Genomic DNA, 18,319 nt, shown 5'->3' with positions numbered 1-18,319 from the left:
GCCTGTTGAATAAGGATATTGTAATGAAGAAGTTAGTAGCAACTGAACCGCGCGTAGCGGCACTGGTTGAGTATGATGATCGCAGTGTTGCGGCCAATGAAGTTAAAATCCGCGTCATGTTTGGTGCACCGAAACACGGTACCGAAGTGGTCGATTTCCGGGCAGCAAGCCCGTTTATCGATGAAGACTTCAATGCAGAATGGCAAATGTTTATGCCGCGTCCTGAAGGGGCTGCACGGGGTATTGAGTTTGGCAAATTCCAGCTCGGTAACATGGTTGTGGGTACGATAATTGAGAAAGGTGACAGTGTCACTGAATATGCACTGGGTGATTGCGTCTGTGCCTATGGTCCACTCTCTGAAACGGTCATCGTTAACGCGGTCAATAATTACAAGCTGCGTAAAATGCCGGAAGGGGCATCCTGGAAGAATGCCGTGTGCTATGACCCGGCGCAGTTTGCGATGAGCGGCGTACGCGAAGGCAATGTTCGCGTAGGCGATTTTGTTGTAGTGATTGGCCTTGGTGCCATCGGTCAGATTGCTATTCAGTTGGCAAAAAAAGCAGGCGCGTCAATCGTTATTGGTGTTGATCCGATTGAACGTCGCTGCGAGATCGCGCGTCGCCATGGTGCGGATTATTGCATGAGCCCGATCGGCACTGATGTAGGGATGGAAATCAAGAAAATCACCGATAAGCTGGGCGCTGACGTGATTATTGAAACCAGTGGCTACCCGGATGCGCTGCAATCCGCGCTGCGTGGTCTGGCCTATGGTGGCACTATCTCTTATGTCGCGTTCGCCAAACCTTTCAGCGCTGGCTTTAACCTGGGCCGCGAAGCGCATTTTAATAACGCCAAAATCGTTTTTGCGCGCGCATGCAGCGAACCAAATCCGGATTACCCGCGCTGGAACCGCAAGCGTATCGAAGAAACCTGCTGGGAAATGCTGATGAACGGCTATCTGGATTGTGACGATCTGATTGAGCCGGTCGTGACATTTGCCACCAGCGCTGAAAGCTATATGAAGTATGTCGACCAGCATCCGGATCTGAGCATCAAAATGGGCGTGACGTTTTAAGGTTAAGGACAACAAACAATGAAAATCGGAACACAGAATCAGGCTTTCTTCCCGGAAAATATCCTTGAGAAATTCCGCTATATCAAAGAAATGGGCTTCGATGGTTTTGAAATCGACGGCAAACTGCTGGTCAATAACCTGGAAGAAGTGAAAGCTGCCATCAAAGAGACCGGTCTGCCGGTCACCACTGCCTGCGGCGGCTATGACGGCTGGATTGGCGACTTCATTGAAGAGCGCCGCCTGAATGGCTTAGCGCAGATTGAACGCATTCTGGAGGCGCTAAGCGAGGTCGGGGGCAAAGGCATTATTGTCCCTGCCGCCTGGGGAATGTTTACCTTCCGTCTGCCGCCGATGGTGTCACCACGTAGCCTGGAAGGTGACCGCAAAATGGTCAGCGACTCCTTGCGTGTTCTGGATAAAGTGGCCGCCCGCACCGGGACGACCGTCTACCTGGAGCCGCTCAACCGCTACCAGGATCACATGATCAATACTCTGGCCGATGCGCGTCGCTACATTGTGGAAAACGATCTGAAACATGTGCAGATCATCGGTGATTTCTATCACATGAACATCGAAGAAGATGACATGGCGAAAGCACTGCACGACAACCGCGATCTGCTGGGGCATGTACACATTGCGGATAATCATCGCTATCAGCCGGGTACCGGCACGCTGAATTTCAAACAACTCTTTGATCAGCTGCGTAGCGACAATTATCAGGGTTACGTGGTCTATGAAGGGCGTGTGAGGGCGGAGAATCCGGCCGAAGCTTATCGTCAGTCTCTTGCCTGGCTGCGTAACTGCTAAGAGGTCGTTCGTGAAGAGTACAACGAAAACTTCTCCGCTGCGCGTGGCCATTATTGGAGCCGGGCAGGTGGCGGATAAAGTTCACGCCTCGTACTACTGCACCCGTGACGATCTGGAACTGGTGGCTGTCGCAGACAGCCGCCTTTCCCAGGCGCAGGCGCTGGCGGAGAGATATGGCAACGCTCAGGCCTGGGACGATCCTCAGGCGATGCTGCGTGAAGTTCGCCCGGATATCGTCAGCGTTTGCTCGCCGAATCGCTTTCACTATGAACATGTGATGCAGGCGCTGGAGGCAGGTTGTCATGTGATGTGTGAGAAGCCGCCCGCCATGACGCCGGAGCAGGCTGATGAAATGTGCCAGGCCGCGCATCGGGCTGGCAAAGTACTGGGTTATGATTTCCATCATCGTTTTGCCGAAGATGCGCAGCTTCTGCGCCAGCAGGTGCTGGACGGTAAGCTGGGGGAAATTTACGTCACTACCGCAAAAGCGCTGCGTCGCTGCGGCGTACCGGGCTGGGGCGTTTTTACCAATAAAGCGCTTCAGGGCGGCGGGCCGTTGATTGACCTTGGCGTGCATATGCTGGATGCGGCGATGTACGTACTTGGTTTCCCGACGGTAAAAAAGGTTACGGCTCACAGCTATCAAAAAATTGGTACCCGCAAAAACAACGGTCAGTTTGGCGAATGGGACCCTGCAACTTACACGGTAGAAGATGCGTTATTTGGCACCATTGAATTTCACAACGGTGGCATTTTACGTCTGGAAACATCGTTTGCGCTGAACATCGTAGAGCAGTCGATCATGAACGTCTCTTTCTGCGGCGATCGTGCCGGGGCGACGTTATTCCCGCTGCATATTTATGATGATAACAACGGCGAACTGCGTACGTTAATGCAGCGTGAAACGGCCGACGATCGGCGTCATTTTCGCAGTATGGAAGCGTTCATCCGCCATGTGCAGGGTGAGCCAATCATGATTGCCGATGCTGAGCAAGGACGCATCATTCAGCAACTGGTTGCCGCGCTATATCAGGCCGCCGAAACAGGGAAATGTGTAGAGTTATGATGGACGCCACAACGCTTAACGAACCGGCCTTTGGCCCGCACAGTCTGAACAAATATGCCTCTTTAATGGCATCAGGCAATGGATACATGGGTGTCCGGGCAACTCATGAAGAGGATTACACGCTACAGACACGCGGAATGTACCTGGCCGGTTTGTATCATCAGGCAGGCAAAGGTGAAACTAACGAACTGATCAACCTGCCGGACGTCATCGGGGTGCAGATTGAACTCAACGGCGTTCCTTTCTCGCTTTTGAGTGGGCATATTGAGCAATGGCATCGTGAATTGAATTTTGCCACAGGTGAACTGCGGCGATTTGTAGTGTGGCAGTCGCCTTGTGGCGCTCAATTTGCCATCGAAAGCCGACGCTTTGCCTCTGCTGCACAGCCTGAGCTCTTCGCCATGCGCTTAATCATTACGCCGCTGGATAGCGAAGCCAGTATCACACTGGTGACGGGCATTGATGCCACGCAAACCAACGCCGGGCGTCAACACCTTGATGAAACTCAGGTGCGTGTTTTCGGCCATCACTATCTTCAGGGCGTTTACAGCACGCAGGATGATGCGGCAGAAGTGGTGATCTCGTCATTTTGCCATGTCAGCGGTGAGGCGCAATGTAATGTCACGGCGAAGAATCGCCGCCTGTTGCAAAACAGCTCGCTCACTGTAGCCGCCGGGGAAAGCGTCACGCTGGAGAAACTGAACTGGATAACCTGGTCTGACGATCGCCGTGTCGATGTGGACACGTTAAGTCGGCAAAACCTGGAGGCGCTTCGTGGTTGCGCGTCGCTCGGTTATGACAGTTTATATACCGCCTCCAGAGAAGCCTGGCGCGATTACTGGCAGCAGAGCCGTATAGAAGTTGAATCCCGCGATCCGCGCGATCAGCAGGCGCTCGATTATGCGCTTTATCATCTGCATATCATGACGCCGGAACACGATGAGCGCAGCAGTATTGCGGCGAAAGGGCTGACCGGCGAAGGCTATAAAGGGCATGTTTTCTGGGATACCGAAGTTTTCCTGCTGCCGTTTCATCTGTTCACCCGGCCCGCGATTGCCCGCCAGCTGCTGCGCTATCGCTGGCATAATCTGCCCGGCGCACGCGAAAAGGCACGGCGTAATGGCTGGCAGGGCGCGCTGTTTCCGTGGGAAAGCGCGCGTCGCGGCGGGGAAGAAACGCCGGAATTCGCCGCTATCAATATTCGTACCGGCGTGCGTCAAAAAGTGGCCTCGGCGCTGGCGGAGCATCACCTTGTGGCGGACGTGGCCTGGGCAGTCGTGGCTTACTGGCACGCCACTGGCGATGAAAGCTTTATGGCGCATGAAGGCGTTGATCTGCTGATCGACACGGCAAAATTCTGGATAAGCCGTACCGTAGAATGCCATGGTCGCCTGGAGATCCACGATGTAATCGGCCCGGATGAGTACACCGAACACGTTAATAACAACGCTTACACCAACTATCTGGCGCATGAAAATGTGGCTCAGGCCGTCCATTTCGCCCGCCATTTTGCGCGAGCAGATGAGGCATTTTATGCCAGCGCCGAACGCTTTTTAGAACGGCTTTGGCTGCCAGTCTGCGATAAGAATGGTGTACTGGCGCAGGATGACACCTTCCTGGCAAAACCGGCTATTGATCTGACCAAATACAAGTTAAAAGCCGGAAAGCAAACGATCTTGCTGGATTACTCGCGCGCTGAAGTTAACGAGATGCAGATCCTTAAACAGGCCGATGTCGTGATGCTGAACTATATGCTGCCCGATCGCTTTACTCCCCAGGAGTGCAGGGCAAATCTGGCGTTCTATGAACCGCGAACGATTCATGACTCATCGCTGAGCAAAGCCATTCACGGCATTGTTGCAGCACGCTGCGGCGATTTGTCACAGTCTTATCAATTCTGGCATGACGGTATAGACATTGATCTGGGTGAGGAGCCGCACAGCAGTGACGACGGCATCCATGCGGCAGCAACCGGTGCTATCTGGCTCGGAGCTATGCAGGGCTTTGCCGGACTGACCGTCCATCAAGGTGCCTTAAAATTGACGCCACGCCTGCCTGAAAGCTGGCAAAGAATGACCTTTCCACTGCACTGGCAGGGCAAGGCAATGTCCTGCACGCTGACCCACCAGCACGTTACCGTGAAAACGTCTGCACCCGTTAGTTTCTGGCTGTTTGACCAGTGGGTCACCGTGCACGATGAGACGACGTTTACATTGAGTGGCTTTATTTTACCCGCGGCTGGGACCGCGACCACGGAGGGAGAATGAAACTGGAAGCCGTGATCTTCGATCTTGACGGGGTCATTACCGACACAGCGCATCTGCATTTCCAGGCCTGGCGGCAGGTGGCCTGCGAAATTGGGATTGAGATCGACGAAACCTTTAACAATACCCTCAAAGGGATTAGCCGGGGAGAATCACTACGCCGTATCCTCCATTTTGGTGGGTGTGAGGCCGCGTTTACCCAGCCGCAGCGCGACGCGCTGGCGAGCCGTAAAAATGGTATTTACGTTGATTCGCTCAGCCAGCTTACCGCGCAGTCCATCCTCCCTGGCATTCACGAACTGCTGCTTGAACTCAGAGAGCGCCAGATCCCGACCGGGCTGGCGTCAGTGTCCCTTAATGCTCCCACCATCCTCAACATGCTGGGCATTGCGGAATTATTTACTTTCTGTGCTGATGCCGGGCGCATCACCCATTCCAAACCCGACCCGGAGATTTTTCTCGCTGCCTGTGACGGGCTGGGGGTGTCGGCACAGCGCTGCATCGGTATTGAGGACGCTCAGGCGGGGATAGATGCCATCAACGCCTGCGGAATGCATTCCATTGGCATTGGGGCGGGTCTTCAGCATGCCGGGCTTCGTCTTACCTCTACCGACCAACTTACGTGGCCGTGCCTGTCGGCATTCTGGCAACACGCACAATAAGGAAATTACGATGGCACTACTTTCATTGCGGCACATCCAGAAAATCTATGATAACCAGGTTCATGTGGTGAAAGACTTTAACCTGGAGATTGAGGATAAAGAATTCATTGTTTTCGTCGGCCCGTCAGGCTGCGGAAAATCAACTACGCTACGCATGATTGCCGGTCTGGAAGAGATAAGTTCAGGCGATCTGATGATCGACGGCGTGCGAATGAACGATGTTCCGGCCAAGGCGCGTAATATCGCGATGGTCTTTCAGAATTACGCGCTCTATCCGCATATGACCGTCTACGACAATATGGCTTTTGGTCTGAAGATGCAAAAAATCGACGCCAAAATCATTGATGAGCGGGTCAACTGGGCGGCGAATGTCCTCGGTTTGCGTGATTATCTCAAGCGCAAACCGGGCGCGCTTTCCGGCGGACAACGTCAGCGTGTAGCGTTGGGGCGGGCGATTGTCCGTGAAGCAGGCGTCTTTTTGATGGATGAACCACTCTCAAACCTCGACGCCAAACTACGTGTGCAGATGCGTGCTGAGATCAGTAAGCTGCATCAAAAACTCAATACAACGATGATCTATGTGACTCACGATCAAACCGAAGCCATGACGATGGCGACGAGGATTGTGATCCTGAAAGACGGAATTGTTCAGCAGGTTGGGGCACCGAAGACAGTCTATAACCAGCCGGCAAATATGTTTGTCGCCGGTTTTATTGGCTCACCGGCGATGAATTTCATTCGTGGGGCTATTGATGGCAATATGTTTGTCACCGAAACTCTGAAATTAACTATTCCAGAAGATAAACTGACTGTTTTACAGCAGCAGGGATATGAGCATAAAGCAATTGTTATGGGCATTCGTCCGGAAGATATTCATCCGCAAACGCACCAGAATAAGTGTATTGCGGCAAAAATCAGCGTTGCTGAACTAACCGGTGCTGAGTTTATGCTGTATACCACCGTTGGGGGGCACGAGTTTGTGGTTCGTGCCGGAGCCGTCAATGATTATTATGCCGGAGAAAATATTAATATCTATTTTGATATGACCAAGTGTCATTTCTTTGATACTGAAAGCGAAGCAGCGATTCAATAATATTGTTGTGCCGGGAAAGATCCCGGCTTTACCTCTATTATACAAGGATTTTTAATTATGAGTACTCTACTAAAAGGTGCCGCGCTGGCAATGTGCGCGGGAATTACCTGTGCGCAAGCAGCAGAAAATAATGACTGGCATTTTAATATCGGCGCAATGTATGAAATAGAAAACGTGGAGGGTCAGGGTGAGGATATGGATGGTCTGGCTGAGCCATCTATATATTTTAATGCCGCCAATGGCCCCTGGCGTATTGCTATCGCCTATTATCAGGAAGGCCCGGTAGATTACAGCGCCGGAAAACGCGGGACCTGGTTTGATCGCCCGGAACTCGAAGTCCATTATCAGTTTCTGGAAAGCGATAATTTCAGTTTCGGTTTAACCGGCGGTTTTCGTAACTATGGCTACCACTATGTGAATGAAGATGCCGATACGGCGAATATGCAGCGCTGGAAAGTCGCTCCGGACTGGGATGTGAAACTGACAGACGACCTGCGTTTCAGTGGCTGGTTCGCGATGTATCAATTTGTCAACGATCTGAACACCACTGGCTATTCTGACAGCCGTGTGGAAACGGAAACCGGTCTTAATTATACCTTTAATGAAACGGTTGGTTTAACCGTGAATTACTATCTGGAACGCGGCTTCAATATTGACGAAAGCCGCAACAACGGTGAGTTTTCAACGCAGGAAATTCGCGCCTATTTGCCGATCTCATTAGGTAATACCACTCTGACACCGTATACCCGTCTTGGGCTGGATCGCTGGTCAAACTGGGACTGGAGTGACGATCCAGAACGTGAAGGTCATGACTTTAACCGTCTTGGCTTGCTCTATGCCTACGACTTCCAGAACGGCTTATCCATGTCCCTGGAGTATGCTTATGAATGGGAAGATCATGACGAAGGCGAGCGCGATCGTTTCCACTATGCAGGCGTGGGCGTGAACTACGCTTTCTGATAGAAAGACTGCCCGGAAGAAAACGTTTTCCGGGCAATGTCTCAGGCCAGCGATGCGGTAAGGGCGATTTGCGTGCTGACTGTAATAGCCTGTGGGCTGGCCTTTCCGGCAATCCGCTTGAACAGTAAATCGCAACTCTGCTCACCCAACTCACGGGTGGGCACATCAATTCCCCCCGGCGAAGGGGTGAGAATGAAAGAGAGCATTTCGTTACTATAACCGACCACAGCGAGTTGTTGTGGAATATTGATATTTTTCTCAGCCGCCACCCGATATAAACTCATTATTTTTAAACTGTCGGTTGCAAATATAGCGTCAGGTAACTGTGGCTGGCTTAATAAATTACGAGCCGCGTCCAGCGCACTCTCATGCGTATAACCGCCATCGACAATCCATTGCGTACGCAGCGGGTAATCATGGTTCTGTAGACTGGTTTTGTAGCCATTAAGTCGGTCGATTGAGACATGGTAATCGAGCGGCGCATGCAGGCAGGCAATATTTTTATGGCCACGCAGAATTAACGCATCTGTCAATGCAACACTGTCGCGAAAGTTATCGGTATCGACAGAGTAAACATGTTGGTATTGACCTTCAACTTTACCAATAACAACGACCGGGACATTATAGCTATCGAGCCTGACAAAAAAGGATTCATCGGCGGGTGAACTAAGCATAATAATGCCTTTAATCATTTTCTGCTTTATTTTACTCTCACATTTCTGTAAATCATCTTCAGAACTGTGGGATGTCTGTAAAATAACGTCAAATCCTTCGTCTTCTGCCTTTGCCGTGATAGCGTGAAGGACTTCGGAAAAGAAAGGGTTACCGGCAGTGGTCTTCGCCGAGCGGGTAGAAATAACCATGATCGCGTCAAAGCCTGACGAGGTCAGGGCGCGAGCAAGTTTATTAGGCTGGTAATTTAATTGTTCAATGGCCAGCAGCACTTTTTCCCGCGCCTCGGGGGAAATATTGGTCTGCTTATTCAGCACACGTGAGACCGTCGATTTTGATACACCGGACACGCGTGCAATATCATAAATAGTGGGTGACATACTTCCAGACTGCTCCGTCATAGTGTTGACTGCAACTATCTTACTGGAGATGTGTCTGATTACAACAACAGCGATTAGGTTATCAACAACCCGCCCGATGTTAAAGACGGCTGAAAGCGCGTCGAAAACGGCCTGACGGGATAAAGGAAAGGGATGAAGCGACTAAAGAATGAATTAAATGCGCTGATGAATCGTGGTGTAGACCGTCACCTGCGCCTGGCTGTCACCGGCCTGAGTCGCAGCGGAAAAACGGCATTCATTACCTCCATGGTCAATCAGCTTCTTAACCTGCACGCTGGTGCACGTTTACCGCTACTGAGCGCCGTACGCGAGGAACGACTGCTGGGGGTAAAGCGTGTGCCGCAGCGGGATTTTGGCGTACCACGGTTTACCTATGATGAGGGAGTGGCGCAATTATACGCCTCGCCGCCGGCCTGGCCGACAGCGACCCGTGGCGTGAGTGAAATTACGCTGGCGCTGCGCTTTCGCTCCACGGATTCTCTATTGCGTCACTTCAGAGAAACCTCCACGCTCTACCTGGAAATCGTGGATTATCCCGGTGAATGGCTGCTCGATTTGCCGATGCTGGCGCAGGATTATCTGAGCTGGTCCCGGCAAATGGTCGGCCTTTTACAGGGACAGCGTGCCGAATGGTCCGCCGCATGGCGCGAACTGTGCCGGGATCTTGACCCGCTGGCACCCGCTGACGAAAACAGACTGGCGGACATTGCCGCTGCGTGGACCGACTATTTACATCAGTGTAAAAAGCAGGGGCTGCATTTTATTCAGCCCGGGCGTTTTGTCCTGCCCGGTGATATGGCGGGTGCCCCTGCCTTACAATTCTTTCCATGGCCAAATGTAGATGAAACAGGAGAATCACTCCTCGCGCAGGCGGGAAGGCAGACCAATGCTGGCATGCTGCGTGAGCGTTTCAATTATTATTGTGAGAAGGTGGTCAAAGGGTTCTACCGGGAGTACTTCCTGCGTTTTGACCGGCAGATTGTGCTGGTTGACTGCCTGCAACCGCTCAATAGTGGTCCACAGGCATTCAATGATATGCGGCTGGCGCTGACCCAACTGATGCAGAGTTTTCACTACGGCCAGCGCACGTTGTTTCGCCGCCTTTTTTCGCCGGTTATCGACAAATTGCTTTTTGCCGCCACTAAGGCAGACCATGTGACGCTCGATCAGCATGCGAACATGGTATCGCTGCTACAGCAATTAATTCAGGATGCCTGGCAGAATGCGGCCTTCGAAGGGATAGCCATGGATTGTCTGGGCCTGGCATCGGTACAGGCTACGCAGAGCGGGCTGATTGACGCGCAGGGTGAAAAAGTCCCGGCCTTAAGAGGATATCGTCTGGAGGACGGTCAACCGCTGACCGTCTATCCTGGCGAAGTTCCTGCCCGCCTGCCAGGCCAGGCTTTCTGGCAAAAGCAGGGGTTCCAGTTTGAAGCATTTCGTCCTCCGGTGCTGGATGTCGATAAACCGCTACCGCATATCCGCATTGACGCTGCGCTTGAATTTTTGATAGGGGATAAACTGCGATGAACGAACCACTCAAACCGCGTATCGATTTCAGCGGCCCGCTGAGCGCGGAACACGAAGAGTCGTTTAAAGCGGCTCAGCGCTTCAGTGAAGCGGACTCGCAAACCTTCGCCCCCGCGGTGACGGAGGAACCTTTATCCGAAGACGGACCGGTGGAAGCGGTCGTGGATGCAGCATTGCGACCAAAACGCAGTTTGTGGCGCAAAATGGTGATGGCGGGGCTGGCCCTGTTTGGCGTAAGCGTGGTTGGGCAGGGGATACAATGGGCGATGAACGCCTGGCAAACCCAGGATTGGGTGGCGCTCGGAGGCTGCGCGGCTGGCACTCTGATTATTGGTGCCGGGGTGGGGTCGCTTGCAAGTGAATGGCGACGCCTGTGGCGGCTTCGTCAACGTGCGCATGAACGTGATGAGGCGCGTGAACTGCTTGCCAGCCACGGTACGGGTAAAGGTCGCGCTTTTTGTGAGGCGCTGGCGCGTCAGGCGGGTATCGATCAGTCGCATCCTGCCTTGCAGCGCTGGTACGCCGCTATCCATGAAACGCAAAACGATCGGGAAGTGGTAAGCCTGTATGCGCATCTGGTGCAACCTGGTCTGGATGCGCAGGCGCGGCGGGAAATCAGCCGTTCGGCCGCCGAGTCAACGCTCATGATTGCCGTCAGTCCGCTGGCGCTGGTGGACATGGCATTTATAGCATGGCGTAATTTGCGCCTTATCAACCGTATTGCCGGGCTGTACGGCATTGAGCTTGGCTATTACAGTCGCCTGCGCCTGTTCCGCCTGGTGCTGTTGAATATGGCGTTTGCCGGAGCCAGTGAACTGGTGCGGGAAGTGGGTATGGACTGGATGTCTCAGGATCTTGCCGCCCGGCTGTCAACAAGAGCGGCCCAGGGGATTGGTGCAGGTTTGCTGACCGCCAGATTGGGTATTAAAGCGATGGAGCTGTGCCGTCCTTTGCCATGGATCGACGGTGATAAGCCCCGGCTGGGCGATTTTCGCCGTCAGCTTGTGGGGCAGCTTAAAGAAACGCTTCAGCGTAATAAAACGCAGAACGAAAAGCCGCAATAAGGGGGTAAAGACAAACCTGTTATTGCGGCTATGGTGAACATTTGCCGGGTGGCGCTGCGCTTACCCGGCCTACAAAAAAGAGCAACATCAATAAGTTATATGCAACCCGTAGGCCTGCGCAAGCGAAGCGCCGCCAGGCATTATATTTTTACCGGGTGGCGCTGCGCTGTACACCCGTAGGCCTGCGCAAGCGAAGCGCCGCCAGGCATTATATTTTTACCGGGTGGCGCTGCGCTGTACACCTGTAGGCCTGTGCAAGCGAAGCGCCGCCAGGCATTGTGTTTTTGCCGGCTGGCGCTGCGCTGTACACCCGTAGGCCTGCGCAAGCGAAGCGCCGCCAGGCATTGTGTTTTTGCCCGCTGGCGCTGCGCTGTACACCCGTAGGCCTGCGCAAGCGAAGCGCCGCCAGGCATTGTGTTTTTACCCGCTGGCGCTGCTCTGTACACCTGTAGGCCTGTACAAGCGAAGCGCCGCCAGGCATTGTGTTTTTGCCCGCTGGCGCTGCGCTGTACACCCGTAGGCCTGTGCAAGCGAAGCGCCGCCAGGCATCGTGCCACGGTATAACATTTATCATCGCTCAGAATGAGCCTTTTTACTCCCCAGCGGACCCTTTTTACACTAAGCTGTCAATATTTGTTGACAGCTCTCTTCCCGATTCTCCTCGGGTAGCTTATTATTCTTATCATCGTTGACTGTTCAGGGAAAAATCCCATGCGTCTTGAAGTCTTTTGTGAAGATCGTCTCGGTCTGGCTCGCGAATTGCTCGATCTGCTGGTATTACGCGGTATCGACCTGCGAGGTATTGAGATCGATCCGGTTGGGCGAATTTACCTTAACTTTTCCGAACTGGAGTTTGATTCCTTCAGCCGTCTGATGGCAGAGATCCGCCGCATCGCGGGCGTGACCGATGTGCGCACCGTGCCATGGATGCCTTCAGAACGAGAACATCTGGCGCTGAGTGCGTTGCTGGAAGCTATGCCCGATCCCATGCTGTCGCTGGATACTAAAAGCAAAATCGAACTGGCTAATCCGGCCAGTTGCCAGATACTGGGTCAAAGCCAGGCGCGTTTACGTAACCACACCATCGGGCAGTTGATTGGCGACTTCAATTTTCAGCGCTGGCTGGATAACAAACCTACGGAATCTCATACCGAACATGTTGTGGTGAACGGGCAAAACTTCCTGCTGGAGATCACGCCGGTATTCCTCGAAGGGGAAGACGCGCAGCCACTATTAACCGGCGCAGTGGTGATGCTGCGTTCAACTGTACGTATGGGGCGGCAGTTGCAGAATGTCAGCGCTCAGGATGTGAGCGCATTTAGCCAGATTGTGGCCGTGAGCCCGAAAATGCGCCATGTGGTGGAACAGGCGCGCAAACTGGCCATGCTCAGCGCCCCCTTGTTGATTGTCGGTGATACCGGAACCGGAAAAGATCTTATTGCCCATGCCTGTCATCAGGCCAGCCCGCGTGCAGCCATGCCCTACCTGGCGCTTAATTGCGCATCTATTCCTGAAGATGCGGTAGAAAGTGAACTATTTGGTCATGCCCCGGAAGGTAAAAAAGGCTTCTTCGAGCAGGCTAACGGCGGTTCAGTTTTGCTCGATGAAATTGGCGAAATGTCGCCGCGCATGCAGGTTAAATTACTGCGCTTCCTCAATGATGGCACTTTCCGCCGCGTGGGAGAAGATCATGAAATTCATGTTGATGTGCGGGTGATTTGCGCAACACAAAAAAATCTTCAGGAGCTGGTACAAAAAGGACTTTTCCGGGAAGATTTGTATTATCGCCTGAACGTGCTGACGCTGAATCTGCCGCCGCTTCGTGAGCGGACGCAGGATATTATGCCGCTGGTAGAGTTGTTCGTAGCCCGCTTTGCCGACGAGCAGGGGCTTTCCCGGCCCAAACTCGCCGCCGATGTGGGGGGTGTTTTAACGCGCTACACCTGGCCTGGGAATGTGCGGCAATTAAAAAATGCCATTTACCGCGCGTTAACCCAGCTTGAAGGTTATGAACTGCGTTCTCAGGATATTTTATTACCAGCCAGCAATACGCAACCAGATTTACCTGATGAGGAGGCGATGGAAGGCACGCTTGACGACATTACCAGTCGTTTTGAACGCGCCGTTCTTGTTCAGCTTTATCAGAACTACCCGAGCACGCGTAAACTGGCAAAGCGCCTCGGCGTCTCGCATACGGCGATCGCCAACAAACTGCGTGAATACGGTTTAAGTCAGAAAAAAAGCGAAGAGTAGCAATTAAGTATATTCACCCGTCAGCAGTAATAGACGGGTGAATTAGAAAAATCATTATAAATAAACTTACATCATCATTTTTAAGTTTTTTACTTTTTAGTAGTGCTTATTATAGAGACTTTATTTGAAAGATTCGAAAAAATAATCGCGGCCAATCATCTGACTATTCATGATAGCGCATTATTAATTCTTCAATTAATTAATTTTTTGCCAGAGCATGAGCGCGCGCAGGTCTCCCTCACAGGGCGAGATGCCTTTTCTGCAAATGTTATCCGTTGGATTGAGGAATATTTTAAAGAGAATTGCTCGCTGAAAGCGCGGGCAACAGCCATCGGTTGTTCTGAAGGACATGCCTCGCGGAGATTTCGCAAAGAGACCGGCGGCCCGCCAGGGCCACCTGAGATAATTTCTTACGCTTTCAATGTTTCCAGCGCCGCCGCGTAGTCTGGTTCCGTGGTAATTTCATTGACTAACTGACTGAAGACTACATTATCGTTTTCATCAATCACGATCACTGCACGCGCAGAAAGCCCTTTTAATGCACCTTCGGCGATGCCTACACCGTAATCCTGTAAAAATTCAGGGTTACGCAGGGTGGAGAGGGTAACTACATTACTTAACCCTTCTGCGCCACAAAAACGGGAATGGGCGAAAGGCAAGTCTGCGGAAATGCACAGGACGACGGTATTATTCACTTCAGTCGCAAGTTGGTTAAACTTACGGACAGACGCAGCACAAACGCCGGTATCAATACTTGGAAAAATGTTCAACACTTTGCGTTTGCCCGCATACTGGGCGAGGGTGACATCGGAAAGGTCTTTGGCTACCAGTGTAAAAGGCTGAGCCGGGGTACCAGGCTTAGGAATAACGCCTGCAACGGCGACCGGATTGCCCTGGAAATGCACGAGTTGTGACATGATTTTCTTCCTATTTACATATAATTAACGCCGACGCTAGTGTATGACATCAGTAGTTAACACAGCAAACGCTTTTAGCGAGGATTTTTAATGAGAAGCCTGAGAGTTTATGAGGAAGCGTGGCCGCTGCATACGCCATTTGTGATTGCCAGAGGGAGTCGCAGCGAAGCAAAAGTGGTGGTCGTGGAAATGGAAGAAGAGGGCATAAAAGGCATTGGTGAATGTACTCCTTATCCTCGCTATGGTGAAAGTATTGCCTCCGTGATGGCGCAAATTATGACGGTTCATGCGCAGCTCGAAGATGGCGTAACGGCTCAACAAATTCAGCAATTACTTCCCGCCGGTGCTGCGCGAAATGCCATTGACTGTGCCTTGTGGGATCTGGCCGCGCGGAAGGCGGGAAGAACGTTAATGGATTATCTGCACATAGCAACGCCACAGCATATTCGTACTGCGCAAACTGTGGTCATTGGTACGCCAGAACAGATGGCTGCCAGCGCATCAACCTTGTGGCAGAAAGGCGCGCGTTTGCTCAAAATCAAAATGGACGAGCACCTCATCAGTGAACGTATTGTCGCCGTGCGGGCTGCCGCACCTGAGGCGACGCTGATAGTCGATGCCAATGAGTCATGGAACAGTGAAGGGCTGGCTGCCCGCTGTCAACTGTTAGCTGATTTAGGCGTGGCGATGCTTGAACAGCCCCTTCCTGCCGGGCAGGACGACTCATTGTCTAACTTTATTCATCCGTTACCGATTTGCGCTGATGAGAGCTGCCACACCCGCGCAAATCTGGCTACGCTGTCTGGCCGTTATGACATGATCAATATCAAGCTTGATAAAACAGGGGGACTGAGCGAGGCGCTGGCGCTGGCGCAAGAGGCGCGCCAGCAAGGATTCGACCTGATGCTGGGCTGCATGCTTTGTACCTCTCGCGCCATTACTGCCGCGCTGCCGTTGATCAATCAGGTCCGCTTTGCCGATCTGGACGGCCCCACCTGGCTTGCTGTGGATGTAGAGCCGTCGCTATGCTTTACGACCGGCGAGCTTCATCTTTGAGGTTGCCAGCGCAACAGTCCGGTCATCGCGGATAAATAGACTTCGCTGGCTTCATCGTTCGAAACCGGCGGAAATTCTGCGGTAATACAGGGCAAAGCAATATCAGCACACCAACTGCCAAATGATCCTGGGGTGTCATAACCCACGCTACTTACCAGCGGAAGGGCAAATGCATTGGCAAGCCATTCACCCAGCGCTGAGTGGTTCGGGTCTTCAATGCAGGCCAGCGGATCGTGAAAAGACACAACCCAGGCGGGGTGGATGTGCAAAATCAACTGGCAAAGCGCCTGCGTTTCCGGTTCCGATCCGGGCGAATTACCGGTCAGTAATACAACGTCACGCTGTTGTGCGGCGCTGTTCCAGCGATAAACCGTTTCACCAGGCCGCCAGTTTGCCGACGGGAAATTACGGTTTAGATCGACGCCATTGGCATTTGACCGTAAACCAAGCTGACAGCCATCAGGATTCACCGTCAGGATCACGTGATGACGCCGCAGTTCAGGGGCGAGAGTACGCAGCGCACAGGAAAGTGTGACAATGGACGAATTTTCATCGCCATGCGTTCCGGCAATGATTAATCCGGCATCGCGCTCAGCCAGGGGGGCGGGAAACCACAGAAGCGGTGCGCCAAGAGATGTGCGTCCATAATGTTGAGTGCCTGGCGGGAATGTACCACGCTCGGCACGAGGGCGAGTCATTGTCATCGTTCACCTCATTCAGTCCATGTACTTTCACAGTATAGTAATTTGCGGCTACGTCAATTTACTGGAATAAGTCGATTGCATTTCTATTTAGCAAAACAAATAATTAATTCTTACTGATTTTATTGCCGGGGAAGCTCATGAAGTATCCTGTTTCTTTGATCTGCTGTGCGTTATGTTTTAGCTCGCTTTCAACGTTGTCATTGGCTGCGGTTCCACCGGGCACGTCACTTGCTCAGAAACAGGAACTGGTGCGGCATATTAAAGATGAACCGGCTACCCTGGACCCGGCAAAAGCGGTTGGCCTGCCTGAAATTCAGGTTATTCGCGATCTGTTCGAAGGGCTGGTCAATCAGAATGAAAAAGGGGATATTATTCCTGGCGTTGCCAGCAAATGGCAGTCCAGTGATAACCGCGTCTGGACCTTTACCCTGCGCGATAATGCCCAATGGTCGGACGGCACGCCGGTGACCGCACAGGATTTTGTTTATAGCTGGCAACGGCTGGTTGACCCCAAAACGCTGTCTCCTTTTGCCTGGTTCGCCGCGCTTGCCGGTATTGGCAATGCCCAAAATATCATCGACGGTAAAGCAACGCCGGATAAACTGGGCGTGAGTGCGGTAGATGATCGCACCTTGCGGGTGCAACTGGATAAACCGCTCCCCTGGTTTGCCAATCTTACGGCCAACTTTGCCTTTTATCCGGTACAAAAAGCCAATGCAGAAAGCGGAAAAGAGTGGACGCGTCCTGGTAAATTGGTTGGTAACGGCGCGTATGTGTTAAAAGAGCGGGTAGTTAATGAGAAACTGGTCGTTGAACCGAATAGCCATTATTGGGACCACGCCAATACTATCCTGAAAAAAGTCACTTTCGTTCCTATTAACCAGGAATCTGCAGCCACCAAACGCTACCTGGCGGGCGGTATTGATATCACAGAATCCTTCCCCAAAAATCTGTACCAGAAGTTACTTAAGGATATTCCCGGTCAGGTTTATACCCCGCCGCAGCTGGGAACCTATTATTATGCCTTCAACACTGAAAAAGGCCCCACCGCGGATGCGCGGGTTCGGCTGGCGCTGAGCATGACGATTGATCGGCGGTTGATGGCGGAAAAAGTGTTGGGTACCGGTGAGAAACCCGCCTGGCGTTTTACGCCGGATGTCACCGCCGGGTTTACCCCACAAAAAACGCAGATTGAACAACTGAGCCAGGCAGAGCTTAATGCGCAGGCGAAAACGCTGCTTCAGGCGGCAGGTTATGGCCCGGATCGACCGCTTAAGCTTACGCTGTTGTATAACACCTCGGAAAATCATCAAAAAATTGCTATTGCCGTAGCGTCAATGTGGAAGAAAAATCTCGGTGTAGAGGTGAAGCTACAGAATCAGGAATGGAAAACCTATATTGATTCGCGCAATACCGGTAACTTTGACGTGATCCGCGCATCATGGGTAGGCGATTATAACGAGCCTTCAACATTCTTATCATTGCTGACGTCGACGCACACCGGCAATATCGCCCGTTTTAAAAATCCGGCTTACGATAAAATCATTAATCAGGCCACGCTTGAGACGACCGCCGCGGCAAGAAATGCCGATTATAATGCGGCCGAGCATATCATTGCCGAGCAGGCACCGATTGCCCCGATATACCAGTATACCAATGGACGGCTGATCAAACCGTGGTTAAAAGGTTATCCGATCAATAACCCGGAAGATGTGGCATATAGCCGTACCATGTATATTATTAAGCACTAAGTCCCCATTAAGGCTGGTGCCAATTTCAGCGCCAGCTTTATTT

General features: G+C 52.3%; 15 protein-coding genes. 12 read left to right on the top strand and 3 right to left on the bottom strand.

Annotated features, from left to right (window positions below; genetic code table 11):
* Window positions 1-23: 23 nt before the first annotated feature.
* The 7 genes from ycjQ to CHU32_RS02855 are packed head-to-tail and all read left to right on the top strand — an operon-like array spanning window position 24 to window position 7,928.
* A complete protein-coding gene (ycjQ, locus tag CHU32_RS02885; RefSeq protein ID WP_103676505.1) occupies window positions 24-1,076 on the top strand; it encodes a D-guloside 3-dehydrogenase in 1,053 nt (350 codons plus the stop codon).
* An 18-nt stretch (window positions 1,077-1,094) separates the two neighbouring features.
* Window positions 1,095-1,883: a 3-dehydro-D-guloside 4-epimerase gene (ycjR, locus tag CHU32_RS02880; protein WP_103676504.1), complete on the top strand. Its 789-nt coding sequence runs from the start codon at window positions 1,095-1,097 to the stop codon at window positions 1,881-1,883.
* A 10-nt stretch (window positions 1,884-1,893) separates the two neighbouring features.
* On the top strand, window positions 1,894-2,949 hold the full coding sequence (ycjS, locus tag CHU32_RS02875) for a D-glucoside 3-dehydrogenase (RefSeq protein WP_103676503.1): 1,056 nt from the start codon (window positions 1,894-1,896) through the stop codon (window positions 2,947-2,949).
* The gene (locus CHU32_RS02870) at window positions 2,946-5,216 is read left to right on the top strand and encodes a glycoside hydrolase family 65 protein (RefSeq protein WP_103676502.1); all 2,271 of its coding nucleotides are present in this window, start codon (window positions 2,946-2,948) and stop codon (window positions 5,214-5,216) included. The genes ycjS and CHU32_RS02870 overlap by 4 nt, the downstream gene beginning before the upstream one ends.
* Entirely contained in the window at window positions 5,213-5,875 is a 663-nt protein-coding gene (gene pgmB, locus CHU32_RS02865; RefSeq protein WP_103676501.1) for a beta-phosphoglucomutase, read from the top strand. The genes CHU32_RS02870 and pgmB overlap by 4 nt, the downstream gene beginning before the upstream one ends.
* Window positions 5,876-5,885: 10 nt before the next feature.
* Window positions 5,886-6,968, top strand: a complete 1,083-nt coding sequence (locus CHU32_RS02860) for an ABC transporter ATP-binding protein (RefSeq protein ID WP_103676500.1) — start codon at window positions 5,886-5,888, stop codon at window positions 6,966-6,968.
* A 57-nt stretch (window positions 6,969-7,025) separates the two neighbouring features.
* Window positions 7,026-7,928, top strand: coding sequence for an OmpG family monomeric porin (locus tag CHU32_RS02855; protein WP_103676499.1), 903 nt, complete (start codon window positions 7,026-7,028; stop codon window positions 7,926-7,928).
* Window positions 7,929-7,969: 41 nt separating this feature from the next.
* On the opposite strand, the gene CHU32_RS02850 is transcribed toward CHU32_RS02855, so the two are convergent.
* The gene (locus CHU32_RS02850; protein WP_103676498.1) at window positions 7,970-8,980 is read right to left on the bottom strand and encodes a LacI family DNA-binding transcriptional regulator; all 1,011 of its coding nucleotides are present in this window, start codon (window positions 8,978-8,980) and stop codon (window positions 7,970-7,972) included.
* A gap of 153 nt (window positions 8,981-9,133) precedes the next feature.
* On the opposite strand from CHU32_RS02850, the gene CHU32_RS02845 reads away from it, so the two are divergent.
* The 3 genes from CHU32_RS02845 (at window position 9,134) to tyrR (ending at window position 13,848) form a co-directional block, all read left to right on the top strand.
* Window positions 9,134-10,531, top strand: a complete 1,398-nt coding sequence (locus tag CHU32_RS02845; protein WP_103676497.1) for a YcjX family GTP-binding protein — start codon at window positions 9,134-9,136, stop codon at window positions 10,529-10,531.
* Window positions 10,528-11,595, top strand: a complete 1,068-nt coding sequence (locus tag CHU32_RS02840) for a YcjF family protein (protein ID WP_103676496.1) — start codon at window positions 10,528-10,530, stop codon at window positions 11,593-11,595. Before CHU32_RS02845 ends, CHU32_RS02840 begins: the two co-directional genes overlap by 4 nt.
* 711 nt (window positions 11,596-12,306) lie before the next feature.
* Complete coding sequence (tyrR, locus tag CHU32_RS02830) at window positions 12,307-13,848, top strand: transcriptional regulator TyrR (protein ID WP_103676494.1); 1,542 nt, start codon at window positions 12,307-12,309, stop codon at window positions 13,846-13,848.
* Window positions 13,849-14,258: 410 nt separating this feature from the next.
* On the opposite strand, the gene tpx is transcribed toward tyrR, so the two are convergent.
* The gene (gene tpx, locus CHU32_RS02825; RefSeq protein WP_103676493.1) at window positions 14,259-14,765 is read right to left on the bottom strand and encodes a thiol peroxidase; all 507 of its coding nucleotides are present in this window, start codon (window positions 14,763-14,765) and stop codon (window positions 14,259-14,261) included.
* Window positions 14,766-14,855: 90 nt separating this feature from the next.
* Between tpx and ycjG the strand changes: the two genes are divergently transcribed.
* A complete protein-coding gene (gene ycjG / locus CHU32_RS02820) occupies window positions 14,856-15,821 on the top strand; it encodes an L-Ala-D/L-Glu epimerase (RefSeq protein ID WP_103676492.1) in 966 nt (321 codons plus the stop codon).
* Here the strand turns inward: ycjG and mpaA are convergent.
* On the bottom strand, window positions 15,812-16,525 hold the full coding sequence (mpaA, locus tag CHU32_RS02815) for a murein tripeptide amidase MpaA (protein ID WP_103676491.1): 714 nt from the start codon (window positions 16,523-16,525) through the stop codon (window positions 15,812-15,814). The two genes, ycjG and mpaA, sit on opposite strands and share 10 nt — an antisense overlap.
* 137 nt (window positions 16,526-16,662) lie before the next feature.
* Here mpaA and CHU32_RS02810 point away from each other — a divergent pair, with 137 nt between their 5' ends.
* A complete protein-coding gene (locus CHU32_RS02810; protein ID WP_103676490.1) occupies window positions 16,663-18,276 on the top strand; it encodes a peptide ABC transporter substrate-binding protein in 1,614 nt (537 codons plus the stop codon).
* Window positions 18,277-18,319: the final 43 nt, after the last annotated feature.

The sequence above is a fragment of the Superficieibacter electus genome (genome assembly GCF_002915575.1).
GTDB lineage: Bacteria > Pseudomonadota > Gammaproteobacteria > Enterobacterales > Enterobacteriaceae > Superficieibacter > Superficieibacter electus.
This window is presented reverse-complemented; position numbering and strand designations above follow the sequence as displayed.

Coding starts and splice junctions, on each gene's coding strand:
- tyrR (WP_103676494.1), top strand. CDS start 12,307: ATGCGTCTTGAAGTCTTTTGTGAAGATCGTCTCGGTCTGGCTCGCGAA.
- CHU32_RS02870 (WP_103676502.1), top strand. CDS start 2,946: ATGATGGACGCCACAACGCTTAACGAACCGGCCTTTGGCCCGCACAGT.
- CHU32_RS02850 (WP_103676498.1), bottom strand. CDS start 8,980: ATGTCACCCACTATTTATGATATTGCACGCGTGTCCGGTGTATCAAAA.
- CHU32_RS02810 (WP_103676490.1), top strand. CDS start 16,663: ATGAAGTATCCTGTTTCTTTGATCTGCTGTGCGTTATGTTTTAGCTCG.
- mpaA (WP_103676491.1), bottom strand. CDS start 16,525: ATGACAATGACTCGCCCTCGTGCCGAGCGTGGTACATTCCCGCCAGGC.
- CHU32_RS02860 (WP_103676500.1), top strand. CDS start 5,886: ATGGCACTACTTTCATTGCGGCACATCCAGAAAATCTATGATAACCAG.
- CHU32_RS02840 (WP_103676496.1), top strand. CDS start 10,528: ATGAACGAACCACTCAAACCGCGTATCGATTTCAGCGGCCCGCTGAGC.
- CHU32_RS02855 (WP_103676499.1), top strand. CDS start 7,026: ATGAGTACTCTACTAAAAGGTGCCGCGCTGGCAATGTGCGCGGGAATT.
- ycjG (WP_103676492.1), top strand. CDS start 14,856: ATGAGAAGCCTGAGAGTTTATGAGGAAGCGTGGCCGCTGCATACGCCA.
- ycjR (WP_103676504.1), top strand. CDS start 1,095: ATGAAAATCGGAACACAGAATCAGGCTTTCTTCCCGGAAAATATCCTT.
- CHU32_RS02845 (WP_103676497.1), top strand. CDS start 9,134: ATGAAGCGACTAAAGAATGAATTAAATGCGCTGATGAATCGTGGTGTA.
- pgmB (WP_103676501.1), top strand. CDS start 5,213: ATGAAACTGGAAGCCGTGATCTTCGATCTTGACGGGGTCATTACCGAC.
- ycjQ (WP_103676505.1), top strand. CDS start 24: ATGAAGAAGTTAGTAGCAACTGAACCGCGCGTAGCGGCACTGGTTGAG.
- tpx (WP_103676493.1), bottom strand. CDS start 14,765: ATGTCACAACTCGTGCATTTCCAGGGCAATCCGGTCGCCGTTGCAGGC.